Below are 13,005 nucleotides of genomic sequence, written 5' to 3' on the forward strand. Positions count from 1 at the left end.
CATGAAGTTCGGATTGATGCTGCCTGCCGCCGTTCTCGCGGCGTTCGCGCCCGCGGGCCAGGCACAGGAAAGCGATGCCGCGCGCACCGGCGCCACGCTTGCGCCGATTCGCGTCAACGCCCGGAAGGCGACACCGCTCACGCAGCCGCTCGACACCGGCAGCCGTCTCGGCCTGACGTCGCTCGAAACGCCCGCGAGCGTCGAGCAGATCGATCGCAAGACGCTCGACACGCGCGGCGACAGCGCGATCGTCGACGCGGTGAGCCGCGCCGCCGGCATCAGCGCGTCGCCGCATCCGGGCAACGGCGGCTCGGAGCTCGGCGCGCGCGGCTTCGTCGGTGCGTCGTCGGTCACGCAGCTCTATGACGGCGTGCGCCCGTACGGCGCGATCGGCGTCACGTTTCCGTTCGACACGTGGTCGGTCGACCATATCGACGTGCTGCGCGGCCCGGCGTCGGTGATCTACGGCGAAGGCGCGATCGGCGGCGTCGTCAACATCGTGCCGAAGAAGCCGACGCGCGGTGCGATCCAGAACGAGCTGCAGGTCGGCGGCGGCACCGAGGGCACGGCGCGGGTCGCGTTCGGCAGCGGCGGTGCGATCAACGACAAGCTGTCTTACCGCTTCGACATCAGCGGCAATCGTTCGTCGAACTGGGTCGACCGCGGCAATTCGCGCAACCTGTCGATCTCCGGTGCGCTGCGCTACGACGTGACGTCCGACCTGTACGTGAGCGCGTCGTATGCGCAGGGCTTCCAGCATCCGATGCAGTATTTCGGCGCGCCGCTCGTGAACGGCGCGCGCGATCGCGCGCTCGACAAGAAGAACTACAACGTCGGCGACAGCGACATCGCGTTTCGCGACAGCTGGGCGACGGTGTCGGCGAACTGGCAGCCGAGCGACAGCCTGAACGTGACGAGCACGCTGTACCGGATGAAGAGCAACCGTCACTGGAAGGACGCCGAGTACTACACGTACCTGCCGTCGACCGCGCAAGTGCGGCGCAGCAGCTTCACGGAGATCTTCCACGACCAGGAGCAATACGGCAACGTGACGGCTGCCACCGTGACCACCGCGCTGCTCGGGATGCGCAACACGTTCTCGACGGGCTTCGAGTTCAATCACACGACGTTCCAGCACGACAACAACTCGCCGTACTCGGGCACGTCGACGGTCGATCCGTTCAACTTCGATTCGGGCAGCTTCGTCAACACGGCCGGCACCTATCCGAAGTACCGCAGCCAGGCGAACCAGTACGCGCTGTTCGCCGAGAACCGGCTGGAAATCACGTCGCGCTGGTCGGTGATCGGCGGGCTGCGCTACGACCATGCGAGCGTGAACCGCGACGATCTCGTGAACGGCGGCGCGTTCACGAAGGTGTTCGCGAACACGGGCTGGCGCATCGGCACCGTGTACGACGTGCGGCCCGGCCTCGCCGTGTACGGCCAGTACTCGGTCGCGGCCGATCCGATCACCTCGCTGCTGTCGCTGAATGCGTCGAAGGCGAACTTCACGCTCGCGACCGGCCGGCAGATCGAGATCGGCGTGAAGCAGTCGTTCCTCGGCGGCAAGGCGGAATGGACGCTGGCCGCGTACCGGATCGTCAAGAGCAATCTGCTGACCGCCGATCCGCTGAACCCGAACCAGTCGATCCAGATCGGCCAGCAGTCGTCGCGCGGGCTCGAGGCGACGGTCGGCGCGGAGATCGCGAAGGACTGGCGCGTCGACGCGAACGTGTCGATCCTGCGCGCGAAATACGACGACTTCCTGCAGACGTCCGGCGGCACGACCGTCTCGCGCGCGGGCAACGTGCCGGTGTCGGTGCCGCAACGGCTCGCGAACCTGTGGGTGAGCTGGCGCTTCGCGCCGGACTGGACGGGCATCGCGGGCGTCAAGTACGTCGGCAAGCGCTTCGCCGACACCGCGAACCAGCTCGTGATGCCGTCGTACACCACGGTCGACCTCGGCCTCGCGTGGAAGCCGCGCAAGGACACGACGATCACCGCGCGCGCGTACAACGTGTTCAACCGGCGCTTCGTGCAGTCCGCGTACTACAACGAAACGCAGTACCTGCTCGGCAACGACCGGCGGCTCGAAGTGGTGGCGAACTACCGGTTCTGACACGGCGCGATGCGGTGCGCCGCACCCGACGCCGGCGCGCATGCATCGCGGCGGGGGCATTCATCGCGGCCTCACCGCGAATGCGCATCCGCTCACGCGACCGCATGAACACCCTGGATCGGCGAACAGCGGCCCGGCGAACCCCTCGCCGGGCCGCATGACCGCATGTCACGCACGCGTGCCCGCCGCGCGCCCGGCCATCCACTTCCGGTAGCGCCGCGTCTGGCACTGCGCGGCCAGTTGCTGCGTGACCAGCGCGCGCAGCGGCGACACCTGCGGGTGCGTGCGCCGGCCAACGCTCAGCCGCGTGAGCTGGAACTTGACGACGGCCATGTTGGCCAGCGCGCCCAGCGCCTTGTTCTTCCAGCGGATCGGTTCCAGCACCGGCGCGCTGTCCTTGCCGGCCCGCCAGTCGCGCGGCAGGTTCGGCTCGATCGACAGCGCAGTCGCGATGCCGACCATCGCCACGCCGCTGTCGACCACCTGCTCGGCAACCACGCGACGCCGGATGCCGCCCGTGACCATCAGCGGCATCCGCGCGACCGCCGTGATGTCGCGCGCGAATTCCAGGAAATACGCTTCGCGAGCGAGCGTACGCCCGTCACGCGCCTCGCCCTGCATCGCCGGCACTTCATAGCTGCCGCCCGACAGTTCGACGAGATCGACGCCGAGCGGATTCAGCAGTTCGACCACGTGCTTCGCATCGTCCGCGCTGAAGCCGCCGCGCTGGAAATCGGCCGAGTTCAGCTTGACCGCGACCGCGAATTGCGGCGATACCGTCGCGCGCACGTCCCGCACGATGTCGAGCAGCAGGCGCGCGCGATTCTCGATGCTGCCGCCCCACTGATCCTGCCGGCGGTTCGTCAGCGGCGACAGGAACTGGCTCAGCAGATAGCCGTGCGCCGCGTGAATCTCCACGCCGGTGAAGCCGCTCTGCTCCGCGAGTTGCGCGGCGCGCACGAAGCGCCGCTGCACGTCGGCGATATCGGCCTGCGTCATTTCCTTCGGCACCGGGAACTGCTTCGACAGCGCACCGAGCGCGAGCGGCACGGCCGACGGCGCGAACGTCGTCTGGCCGAGCGCCGCCTGCATCTGGCGCCCCGGGTGATTGATCTGCATCCACACGTGCGCGCCGCCCGAGCGCGCCACCTGCGCCCAGCGGCGAAAGCGCTCGAGATGCGCATCGCTCTCGAGCACGACGCCGTTCGGCCCCGTCATCGCGCGGCCGTCCACCATCACGTTGCCGGTCAGGATCAGGCCGACCTGGCCGTCGGCCCACGCCTGGTACAGGCGCAGCAACGCGTCGGACGGTGCGTGGTTCGCATCGGCCATGTTCTCTTCCATCGCGGCCTTGGCCAGACGGTTCGGAATCACCGCCCCGTTGGGCAGTGTCAGCGGTGTAAACAGGTTCATGGAGGGCACCCTCGATTGACGATGCCCAACGATAACTTTAAAGTCAACTTTAAGGTCAAGCCCCTCTTGGAGCGCAGCATGAAAATCGGCGAACTGGCGAAGGCGAGCGGCCTCGCGGCGTCCCGCATCCGCTTCTACGAAGCGAGCGGGCTGCTCGAACCGGCCCGTCGGCAGGCGAACGGCTATCGGGAATACGGGTCGGAAGCGTTGACACGGCTCGCGATCATCGACCGCGCGCAGCGCGCGGGCTTCGCGCTCGACGAGATCCGCGCGGTGCTGCCGCCCGATCTCGGCGCGTGGCCGCATGACGAGCTGCTGGTGGCGCTGCGGAACAAGGTCGACGAAATCGTGCTGCTCGAACAGCGTCTCGCGCAGAACCGGCAACATCTGCAGGTGCTGATCGACGAGATCGAGAACAAGCCGGCGGGCGAGGATTGCGCGGAAACCGCGCAACGGATGCTCGACCGGCTGTGCGCGCAGGCCGACGAAGCGCCGGCGTCCGCACCGGCGCCCGTGCCGGTCCCGCGGCCGACACGCAAGCGCGCATGAGTGGTTACACTGCGGCACCTGAAAAACCATCAATCCGCGCGGCGGCGAGACGGGTCGACGCGTGTGCGCCGGCTTCCGCAACGCGACTTCAAGACCCGATCCGAATGACGATCCCCCGTATCAAAGGATTCCTCCTCGCCGCGCTGCTGACGTTCGGCATCGGCAGCGCTTGCGCCAGGACGTGCGCCGATACGCCTGCGTCGTTCGCGTGCCCCGACGCCCCCGACCTTCCGGACGACATCGTCGCGCAGTTGCCCGCCGGCTACGAAGCGATGGATGCCGCGTCAGGGCGACTGACCGACAGCCCCCATATCGGCTATGTCGTCGTCGCGCATCAGCCCGACGACTCGACGCGCAAGGCGTCGCTGCGTCCGCTGATGATCTTCCTGCCGGGCAAGGACGGGCACTACCGGCTCGCGGCGCGCAACGACACCGTGATCATGAAGGCCGACGAAGGCGGGATGGGCGACCCGTATCTCGATGGCGTCGCCGACAACGCGCTCACGATCGAACCGCGCACGTTCACGGTCGAACAGGGCGTATTCGCAGGCCATGACCACTGGCGCGACCGTGTCACGTTTCGCTACGACAATGCGCATCGCACGTGGGTATTCCATCGCGAGGTGTTCCGGAACTGGCGCTTCAACGACGACCCGAACGGCGATGTGTTGAAAGCCGACCCGGTGCGCGTCACGCGCGCCAATGCGGCGAAAGCGGTCACGTTCGAAGCGTGGCGGCCGGATTACTGGTGTGATTCGGCCGAGCGGCGAGGCACCGATCCGGCTTGCAGCAAGACGCATTGACGGCGCCGCGGCTGGACGGTTGCACGGCTGCACTGGCTGACGATGCGTGCGGGCAAGCGATACACAGGGCGCTGCCGTGCTGCACGATCGGTGCGCCCGCCGGCACGCACTGGCGCTGGCGCCCTTCCGCAGCCGCCCAGATTTGCTTACGTCACAGGTAATCGACGCGCATCACCCGCGCCGCGATCATGGCTCCATCGACACACGAACCGCATCACGCCAAGGAGCCTGCCATGACCGCCTACGCCATCGCCCACCTGCACGACGTCGAGATGTGCAACGACATCGTCGAATACCTCGAACGCATCGACGGCACGCTCGCGCCGTACGACGGTCATTTCGTGATTCACGGCGCGCGGCCGGAGGTACGTGAAGGCGTGTGGCGCGGCGACCTGATCGCGATCGCGTTTCCGGATCTGGACGCGGCGCGCGCGTGGTACGAATCGGATGCGTACCGGCAGATCCAGCCGCTGCGCGCGCGGCACGCGAGCGGCCCGCTGATCCTGATCGACGGCGTCGACGCGCGGCACAAGGCGACCGACATCCTGCGCTGAGCCGCGACGCCGGCGACGCTTACGACGCCTTGCGCTCCATCGGCTCGCCGACGACGAACCCGCCGCCCTGGAACCGCTGCGCGGGATCGTCGTGGTCTGCGGTCGGCGCCGTCACCGGGAACAGCCCGGCGAACTGCTCGGAGCTGTCGCGCGGTCGGAAGCCGAGGAAGCCGGCCTTCGTGTTGTCCCACCACTTCACCGGGTTGTCCGATGCGCCATAGACGATCGCGTGCCCGACGCGGTTGGTCAGCAGCGAGCAGCGCACCAGCTCGATGAAGTCGCGATAGCTGAGGAACGTCACGAGCATGCGCGGATTCTTTGGCACTTCGAACGACGAGCCGATCCGCAGGCACACGGTTTCGATCCCGAAGCGGTCGAAGTAGTAGCGCGACAGTGATTCGCCGAAGCACTTCGTCACGCCGTACAGGCTGTCGGGGCGCAGCGGCGCATCGGCGTCGAGCACTTCCGTGACCGGATGGAAGCCGATCGCATGGTTCGAACTCGCGAACACGATGCGCTTCACGCCGTGCTTGCGCGCGGCTTCGTACAGGTTGTACGTGCCGGTGATGTTCGCGCCGACGAGATCGTCGAACGGCGCATCGACCGAAATGCCGCCGAGGTGGACGATCGCGTCCACGCCGTCGACGAGCTGCATCACCGCGGCTCGGTCGGCCAGGTCGACGACGCGGGTTTCTTCATGCGCGGCCACGTCGCCGAGCGTCGCGATGTCGCTGACGCGCACGACGTCGGCCCAGTCGGCGAGCGCGCCGCGCAACTGGCGGCCGAGGTTGCCGGCCGCGCCCGTCAGCAGCAGGCGCCCGAACGGTTTGCGCGCGCCGGTGGATGAGGCGTTCATCGAATCTCCTGGGATCTGAAATCTGACTGAATCGGAAAACGTTTTCCAACTATACGTTGGCGCACCGCTGAACGTCAATGGTCGAACCTGTTCGCAGCCATCCGCACTTTCCCGATATCGGCGCGCGGCCGCGCGTGCCCTTTTTCTGCCACAATCCGGCGTTATCGAACGAAAACGTTACCCTTCGAATGAAAAAAGTTTCCCCGACGATCCGCGACGTGGCGGCGGAAGCCGGCGTGTCGGTCGCGACGGTATCGAAGTACGTGAACGGCACGCAGCGCTTCTCGCCGACCGTCGAGGCACGGCTCAAGGAGGCGATCGACCGGCTCGGCTACCGTTCGAACCCGCTCGCGCGCTCGATGATCACCGGCCGCACGCGCACGATCGGCCTCGTGATCCTCGACATCAGCAACCCGCACTTCACGAACGTGGTGAAAGGCGCGAACCGCGTCGCGCTGCAGCACGACTACACGCTGCTGCTCGTCGATACCGAAGAGAACCAGGCGCGCGAACGCTCGCTGATCGAGGCGCTCGCGCAGCGCGTCGACGGGCTGATCGTCAGCACGCGGATGCCCGATGAGGAAGCCGGCTGGATGCTCGATCTCAACAAGCCGCTCGTGCTGCTGCGGCGCAGCCCCGGCCTGCCGATTCCGAGCGTCGGCATCGACAACCGGCTGTCGACCTACATGCTCGCGCGCCACCTGCTCAATCTCGGCCATACGCGCATCGCGTATCTCGGCTTCGGCACCGCACGCGTGAACGACGAGCGGATCCAGGGCGCGCGCGACTGTCTCGCGGAAGCCGGGCTCACGCTCGACGTGCACGACGCGCATGCGCCGACCGCCGAGGCCGGCGAGCGTGCGTGTTCGCGCGTGATGCTCGGGCCGCAGCGCCCGCAGGCCGTGATCTGCTACAACGACCTGATCGCGCTCGGCTTCATGAAGGAAGCCGCATCGCTCGGTTTCCGGCTGCCGCAGGATGTGTCGGTCGCGGGCATCGACAACGTGCCGTACGGCGAATACGCGGCGCCCGCGCTGACCACCGTCGACATCCAGAGCGAGAACATGGGCGAACTCGCGATGCAGAAGCTGATCGACGCGCTCGCCGGACGCACCGATGCGAGCTATTCGACGTTCGAGCCGCGGCTGATCATGCGCGCATCGACGGCCGCGGTCGGCTGAGTTCCCCGCTTCAAGCCTTCAAACGAAAACGCGCCGCCCAAGGGCGGCGCGTTCGTTTGCGGACGTGCGATTACACGGTTACGCGGTTACGCGTCGAGCTGCGCAGGCTTCATCTTCGGCGTGAGCATGTGCATCACGCCCAACGCGATCAGGTAAGCCGACGCACCGATCGCGAACAGCACCCAGTAGTGCCCCGTGCGCTGCAGCACCTGGCCGATCACTTCCGAGAACAGCACGCCGCCGATCGAGCCGGCCATACCGCCGATGCCGACCACCGATGCGACCGCGCGGCGCGGGAACAGGTCGGACGCCGTCGTGAACAGGTTCGCCGACCAGCCCTGGTGCGCGGCGGCGGCGAGGCCGACGATCAGCACCGCGGCCCACAGGCTCTGCACCTGCGACACGAACGCGATCGGCAGCACGCAACATGCGCAGATCAGCATCGCCGTCTTGCGCGCGCCGTTCACGCTCCAGCCCGCGCGCAGCAGCATCGACGACAGCCAGCCGCCGCCGATGCTGCCGACCGTCGTCAGCGCATAGATGCAGACGAGCGGCAGGCCGATGTGCTGCATGTCCATCCCGCGCGATTCGTTGAGCCACTTCGGCAGCCAGAACAGGTAGAACCACCACACCGGGTCGGTCAGGAACTTGCCGATCAGGAACGCCCACGTCTCGCGCTTGCGGATCAGTTCGCCCCAGCGCGGCGCGCCGGCGTTCGCGTTCGCCGCGTCGAGCGCTTCGGCTTCGTCGCGCGGCTCGTCGTACTCCGCGGCGAGTGCGCGCGTATCGGCCTGGCGATAGAGCACGAGCCACACCGCGAGCCACACGAGGCCGATCGCGCCGACGATCACGAACGCCGCGCGCCAGCCGTAGGCCACCGCAATCGCCGGGATGATCGCCGGCGCGAACACCGCCCCGATGTTCGCGCCCGAGTTGAAGATGCCGGTGGCGAGCGCGCGTTCGCGGCGCGGGAACCATTCGGCCGTCGTCTTGATCGCGGCCGGGAAGTTGCCGCCCTCGCCGATCCCGAGCAGCGCGCGCACGAACGCGAAGCCCATCACCGAACCCACTGCCGCGTGCAGCATCGCGGCGATGCTCCACACCAGCATCGCCAGCGCATACGAGATGCGCGTGCCGAGCCGGTCGACGATGCGCCCGAAGCCGAGCAGGCCCAGCGCATAGAACGCGGAAAACGCCATCACGATGCGGCCGTACTGCACCTGGCTCCAGCCGATGTCGTGCTGGAGCATCGGCGCGAGCAGGCCGAGGATCTGCCGATCCATGTAGTTGATGACGGTCGCGAAAAACAGCAGCGCACAGACAGTCCAGCGGTAGCGGCTGGCGGCCGCGCGCACGGCGCCGACGACGGCAGATTGCATGAATGTCTCCGATGCGCGGCCGCGCCCGTCGCGCCGCACGATGTTCGTTGACCGGCGACCGGCGCCGGGGCGGACGGCGGCGCGCCTGTCGCGCACGGCCGATTCCGCCGATCAATCTGGAAAACGTTTTTCAAAGGATAGGGCGTGCGCCGGCGCCCTGTCAGTCGGGGATTTCGATGAGTCATCTCAAAATGGTCACGGCAAAAGAGACGACTGTTTCACTACATGGCATTAACCGTTTTTCCCGGATTTTCCCAACCGGCGCGCGCGAGGATGGCTGCCGAGACACATGTCCGATTCCAGCCAGAATCGGCGGGCGGGATGGTTTACAGTCGTCTCATGCGCCTCGATCCCGACACCTGCTACGACGCCCTGCTTTCGCGGAACCGCCGCTTCGACGGCTGGTTCTTCGTCGGTGTGGCGACGACCGGTGTGTATTGCCGCCCCGTCTGCCCGGTGAAGCCGCCGAAAGCGCAGAACTGCAGCTACTACCCGAGCGCCGCGGCCGCCGAGAAAGCCGGCTTTCGACCCTGCATGCGCTGCCGCCCCGAGCTCGCGCCCGGCCACGGGCTGCTCGACCTGTCGGGCACGCTCGCCGACGCAGCCGCCACACTGATCGAGGACGGCTTCCTGAACACCCATTCCGTCGATGCGCTCGCGCAGCGCGTCGGCGTGACCGAACGCCATCTGCGCCGGATCTTCGGCGCGCAGTTCGGCGTGTCGCCGGTCGAGTTCGCGCAGACGCACCGGCTGCTGATGGCCAAGCGGCTGCTGACCGATAGCGCGCTGCCGGTGGCGGTCGTCGCGTCCACGGCCGGATTCGGCAGCGTGCGGCGCTTCAACGACCTGTTCCTGCAGCGTTACGGGCTCAATCCGCTGCGGCTGCGCAAAGGAGCCCGCGCATCGGCCGATGGCGACATGACGTTTCCGCTGCCGTATCGTCCGCCGTTCGCGTGGGACGACCTGATGCGCTTTCTTTCGCAGCGGCAGATCGACGGTGTCGAGCGGATCGATGCGCAGGGCTATGCGCGCGTCGTTGAATTACCGAACCGGGACGGGCGCACCCAAGCCGACAACGGGCGCGTGGCCGGCTGGCTGTCCGTCGCGCACGTGCCGCAGCGCTTCGCGCTGGCCGTCACCGTGTCGCCGTCGTTGACGCCGGTCGTACCGGCCGTGCTCGCGCGCGTGCGCCGGCTGTTCGATCTCGACAGCCGCCCCGACGTGATCGACGCGCATCTCGGCGAACTCGCGAGCGGCTCGCCGGGCCTGCGTGTCCCCGGCGCGTTCGACGGTGTCGAGATCGCAATCCGTGCGATTGCAGGCGAACGGCTCGCGGCCACGCATGCGGGCACGCCGGTGCTCGCACGCATCGCCGAACGTTTCGGCACAGCGATCGAAGGCGCGCCGCCGGGCCTCACGCACGCGCTGCCCTCCGCCGCGACGCTGGCCGCCCTGCCGCCTTCGGCGCTTGAAACGATCGGCATCGCACGCGACACCGCACGGGCGATCGTGTCGCTCGCCCGCGCAGTCGACGACGGCACGCTCTCACTCGAACCGATGGCGCCGCTCGACACGACGCTTGACGCATTGCGCGCGCTGCCCGGCTTCGACGAGCATGCGGTGCAGTACGTCGCGATGCGCGCGATGGCCTGGCCGAATGCGTTCCCGGCCGACGATGCGTGGCTTCCCGCGCGCACCGAACGCGCCCGTGTGCCATCATCCGCGCCGCATGCGGCGCGCTGGGCGCCGTGGCGCGCGTATGCCGCATTGCACGTGTGGCGCCTCCATGGAGATGTGTTGCGATGACTCCCGCTCACCTGATTCCGAGCCCGCTGGGCGACATCGCCGTGCGCATCGAGGACGATGCGCTGACGGGCCTCTACTTCGTCGGCCAGAAATACTTCCCGCCGGTTGCGATCGTGACCGATGCGGATGCGCTCACGACGTCGCCGCTCGCGCGCAAGGTCGCGGAAGAAGTCGCCGAGTACTTCACCGGCATGCGCGAGACGTTCTCGGTGCCGATTCACTTGCGCGGCACCGCGTTTCAACGACGGGTATGGAAGGAGTTGCTCGCGATTCCGTTCGGCGAACTCGTGACGTACGGCGACATCACCGAGCGCGTCGGGCTGCCGATGAGCGGCGCGCGCGCCGTGGGCGGTGCGGTCGGCCGCAACCCGGTGTCGATCATGGTGCCGTGCCATCGCGTGGTCGGCGCATCGGGCAGCCTGACTGGCTACGCGGGTGGCATCGATCGCAAGCGCGCGCTGCTGTCGCTCGAAGGCGCGGGGTTCGAGCGCGGCGCCCACCATCCGGTGCAGCAGGCGCTCGCGTTCTGAGTGGCGGTGTGCGGCCGCGCTACGCGTTCAGCACGGGCCGGCGCGCTTCACGCTTCGCATACGCGCCGGGCGTCACCTGGAATTTCGCCTGGAACAACGCGATGAACGACGACGTCGAGTCGTAGCCGAGTTGCGCGGCCACCGCGCCGATCGGCTCGCCGGCATCGAGCAGCGGCAGCGACGCCAGCAGCCGCACCGCCTGCCGCCATTCGGTAAACGACAACCCCGTATCCTGCCGGAACAGCCGCGACAGCGTGCGTCGCGTCGCGCCGACCTGATGGCCCCATTCGTCGAGATTGCGCGTATCGCCGGGGTACGCATGCAACGCACGCGCGATTTTCAGCAGACGCGGATCGCGCGGCAGCGGCACCGTCAGCGGCGCCTGCCGCATCCGTGCGATCCGGTCGGCGATCAGGCAGACGAGCGCACCGTCCGGCCCCGTCTCGTCGTAGTTCACCGGCAACTCCGCCGTGGCGAGCACCAGCTCGCGCAGCAGCGGCGTCATGCAGAGGATCGCGCAATCGTCGTGCACGTCGTCGCGCGCGATCGCGGCATCGAGATACAGGCTGTGGAATGCGACGCAATCGCGCGTCGACACCGCATGCGGCACGTGCGGCGGAATCCACATCGCATAGTGCGGCGGCAACAGGTGCCGGCCCGACGGCGTGGACACCTCGAGCACCCCGCTCGTCGCATACATCAGCTGCGCCCACGGATGACTGTGCGCGTCGATGCTCACGTTGCCGGGAATCCCGAACGCACGCACGTACAGCGGCCTCGGCAGGCGCGCCATCGGCGGCACCGCGTAAGGGTCACCCGATTGTCCCGCCAGCAACATAAGACGTCCTCCGAAGGTCATTGCACGAACGAGCGCGATGCTACCGTGGCGGCTCTTCTTTCACACGGCTTCCGTTCATGAGCGCTCATACCCGCACCACCCGCAAGACCGTCACCGCGATCCGTTCGACCAAGGGCATCGGCAGCCTCGTGTCGCTGACCGCGTATTCCGCGCCGATGGCGAAGCTCGTCGACGAGGTGGCCGACGTGATCATCGTCGGCGACTCAGTCGGCATGGTGCTGTACGGGATGCCCGATACGCTGCGCGTCACGCTCGACATGATGATTGCACACGGCGCGGCCGTCGTGCGCGGCGCCGCGCAGGCGTGCGTCGTCGTCGACCTGCCGTTTTCCACGTACCAGGAATCGCCCGCGCAAGCGTATCGCTCCGCCGCGCGCCTGCTCGCCGAAACCGGCGCGCAGGGCGTGAAGCTCGAAGGCGGCAGCGAGATGGGCGACACGATCCGCTTCCTCACCGAGCGCGGTATCCCGGTGATGGCGCACATCGGGCTCATGCCGCAGCAAGCCAACGCGACAGGCGGCTTCCGCGCGCAGGGGATGGACCCGCGTTCCGCCGCGCAGGTGTTCGATGCCGCGTGTTCGGCTGAACAGGCCGGTGCGTTCAGCGTCGTCGTCGAAGGCACTGCCGAAGCGCTCGCGCGCCATATCACCGAAACGCTGACGATCCCGACGATCGGCATCGGCGCATCGCCCGCGTGCGACGGGCAGGTGCTCGTGACCGAGGACATGATCGGCGCATTCGACGCGTACACGCCGCGCTTCGTGAAGCGCTATGCCGATGCAAATGCGGTGATGCGCGATGCGATTCGTCAGTACGCGCATGACGTGCGGCAGCGGGTGTTTCCGGAGCCCGCGCATTGCTTCGGGTATGGCAAGCCGCTGCAACTCGTGGACGCGGCTGACGCTGCTGCGTGATGACGTGATGACGTGATGACGTGATGACGTGATGACGTGGTG

Annotated in this window: 12 protein-coding genes; 8 read left to right on the forward strand and 4 right to left on the reverse strand. The window is 67.7% G+C overall.

Translation table 11 applies throughout. The features are described from left to right. Position 1: 1 nt before the first annotated feature. Positions 2-2,119: a TonB-dependent receptor gene (locus C5O79_RS21805; protein WP_131931711.1), complete on the forward strand. Its 2,118-nt coding sequence runs from the start codon at positions 2-4 to the stop codon at positions 2,117-2,119. A 168-nt stretch (positions 2,120-2,287) separates the two neighbouring features. On the opposite strand, the gene C5O79_RS21810 is transcribed toward C5O79_RS21805, so the two are convergent. Beyond that, positions 2,288-3,532, reverse strand: a complete 1,245-nt coding sequence (locus tag C5O79_RS21810) for an NADH:flavin oxidoreductase/NADH oxidase family protein (RefSeq protein WP_131931713.1) — start codon at positions 3,530-3,532, stop codon at positions 2,288-2,290. A gap of 78 nt (positions 3,533-3,610) precedes the next feature. Between C5O79_RS21810 and C5O79_RS21815 the strand changes: the two genes are divergently transcribed. From C5O79_RS21815 to C5O79_RS21825, 3 genes are all read left to right on the forward strand, one after another. Further along, on the forward strand, positions 3,611-4,081 hold the full coding sequence (locus C5O79_RS21815; RefSeq protein ID WP_124471815.1) for a MerR family transcriptional regulator: 471 nt from the start codon (positions 3,611-3,613) through the stop codon (positions 4,079-4,081). Between the two features lie 104 nt (positions 4,082-4,185). Next, positions 4,186-4,884: a hypothetical protein gene (locus tag C5O79_RS21820; RefSeq protein WP_046549185.1), complete on the forward strand. Its 699-nt coding sequence runs from the start codon at positions 4,186-4,188 to the stop codon at positions 4,882-4,884. A gap of 233 nt (positions 4,885-5,117) precedes the next feature. After that, positions 5,118-5,438, forward strand: coding sequence for a DUF1330 domain-containing protein (locus C5O79_RS21825; RefSeq protein ID WP_131931715.1), 321 nt, complete (start codon positions 5,118-5,120; stop codon positions 5,436-5,438). A gap of 19 nt (positions 5,439-5,457) precedes the next feature. Here the strand turns inward: C5O79_RS21825 and C5O79_RS21830 are convergent, their stop codons facing one another. Next, entirely contained in the window at positions 5,458-6,294 is an 837-nt protein-coding gene (locus tag C5O79_RS21830; protein WP_131931717.1) for an NAD(P)-dependent oxidoreductase, read from the reverse strand. Between the two features lie 77 nt (positions 6,295-6,371). Between C5O79_RS21830 and C5O79_RS21835 the strand changes: the two genes are divergently transcribed. Then, positions 6,372-7,475 (forward strand): LacI family DNA-binding transcriptional regulator, encoded by a 1,104-nt coding sequence (locus tag C5O79_RS21835; RefSeq protein ID WP_124471819.1) that lies wholly within the window; start codon positions 6,372-6,374, stop codon positions 7,473-7,475. 86 nt (positions 7,476-7,561) lie between these two features. Here the strand turns inward: C5O79_RS21835 and C5O79_RS21840 are convergent, their stop codons facing one another. Then, positions 7,562-8,854 (reverse strand): MFS transporter, encoded by a 1,293-nt coding sequence (locus C5O79_RS21840; RefSeq protein WP_046549538.1) that lies wholly within the window; start codon positions 8,852-8,854, stop codon positions 7,562-7,564. 321 nt (positions 8,855-9,175) lie between these two features. Here C5O79_RS21840 and C5O79_RS21845 point away from each other — a divergent pair, with 321 nt between their 5' ends. Together C5O79_RS21845 and C5O79_RS21850 are read left to right on the forward strand one after the other, a co-directional pair. Beyond that, positions 9,176-10,660, forward strand: coding sequence for a DNA-3-methyladenine glycosylase 2 family protein (locus tag C5O79_RS21845; protein WP_131931719.1), 1,485 nt, complete (start codon positions 9,176-9,178; stop codon positions 10,658-10,660). Continuing rightward, positions 10,657-11,190, forward strand: a complete 534-nt coding sequence (locus C5O79_RS21850) for a methylated-DNA--[protein]-cysteine S-methyltransferase (protein WP_122474813.1) — start codon at positions 10,657-10,659, stop codon at positions 11,188-11,190. The genes C5O79_RS21845 and C5O79_RS21850 overlap by 4 nt, the downstream gene beginning before the upstream one ends. A 19-nt stretch (positions 11,191-11,209) precedes the next feature. Here the strand turns inward: C5O79_RS21850 and C5O79_RS21855 are convergent, their stop codons facing one another. Next, the gene (locus C5O79_RS21855) at positions 11,210-12,028 is read right to left on the reverse strand and encodes a helix-turn-helix transcriptional regulator (RefSeq protein ID WP_046549179.1); all 819 of its coding nucleotides are present in this window, start codon (positions 12,026-12,028) and stop codon (positions 11,210-11,212) included. A gap of 77 nt (positions 12,029-12,105) precedes the next feature. On the opposite strand from C5O79_RS21855, the gene panB reads away from it, so the two are divergent. Then, positions 12,106-12,963, forward strand: coding sequence for a 3-methyl-2-oxobutanoate hydroxymethyltransferase (panB, locus tag C5O79_RS21860; protein WP_131931721.1), 858 nt, complete (start codon positions 12,106-12,108; stop codon positions 12,961-12,963). Positions 12,964-13,005: the final 42 nt, after the last annotated feature.

Origin of the sequence: Burkholderia sp. SRS-25 (genome assembly GCF_004343765.1) — a bacterium.
GTDB lineage: Bacteria > Pseudomonadota > Gammaproteobacteria > Burkholderiales > Burkholderiaceae > Burkholderia > Burkholderia contaminans.

What these genes read in the sequence shown, in the direction of transcription:
- C5O79_RS21840 (WP_046549538.1), bottom strand. Translation starts at nt 8,854, where the DNA reads ATGCAATCTGCCGTCGTCGGCGCCGTGCGCGCGGCCGCCAGCCGCTAC.
- C5O79_RS21820 (WP_046549185.1), top strand. Translation starts at nt 4,186, where the DNA reads ATGACGATCCCCCGTATCAAAGGATTCCTCCTCGCCGCGCTGCTGACG.
- C5O79_RS21845 (WP_131931719.1), top strand. Translation starts at nt 9,176, where the DNA reads ATGGTTTACAGTCGTCTCATGCGCCTCGATCCCGACACCTGCTACGAC.
- C5O79_RS21830 (WP_131931717.1), bottom strand. Translation starts at nt 6,294, where the DNA reads ATGAACGCCTCATCCACCGGCGCGCGCAAACCGTTCGGGCGCCTGCTG.
- C5O79_RS21850 (WP_122474813.1), top strand. Translation starts at nt 10,657, where the DNA reads ATGACTCCCGCTCACCTGATTCCGAGCCCGCTGGGCGACATCGCCGTG.
- C5O79_RS21825 (WP_131931715.1), top strand. Translation starts at nt 5,118, where the DNA reads ATGACCGCCTACGCCATCGCCCACCTGCACGACGTCGAGATGTGCAAC.
- C5O79_RS21810 (WP_131931713.1), bottom strand. Translation starts at nt 3,532, where the DNA reads ATGAACCTGTTTACACCGCTGACACTGCCCAACGGGGCGGTGATTCCG.
- C5O79_RS21835 (WP_124471819.1), top strand. Translation starts at nt 6,372, where the DNA reads ATGGTCGAACCTGTTCGCAGCCATCCGCACTTTCCCGATATCGGCGCG.
- panB (WP_131931721.1), top strand. Translation starts at nt 12,106, where the DNA reads ATGAGCGCTCATACCCGCACCACCCGCAAGACCGTCACCGCGATCCGT.
- C5O79_RS21805 (WP_131931711.1), top strand. Translation starts at nt 2, where the DNA reads ATGAAGTTCGGATTGATGCTGCCTGCCGCCGTTCTCGCGGCGTTCGCG.
- C5O79_RS21855 (WP_046549179.1), bottom strand. Translation starts at nt 12,028, where the DNA reads ATGTTGCTGGCGGGACAATCGGGTGACCCTTACGCGGTGCCGCCGATG.
- C5O79_RS21815 (WP_124471815.1), top strand. Translation starts at nt 3,611, where the DNA reads ATGAAAATCGGCGAACTGGCGAAGGCGAGCGGCCTCGCGGCGTCCCGC.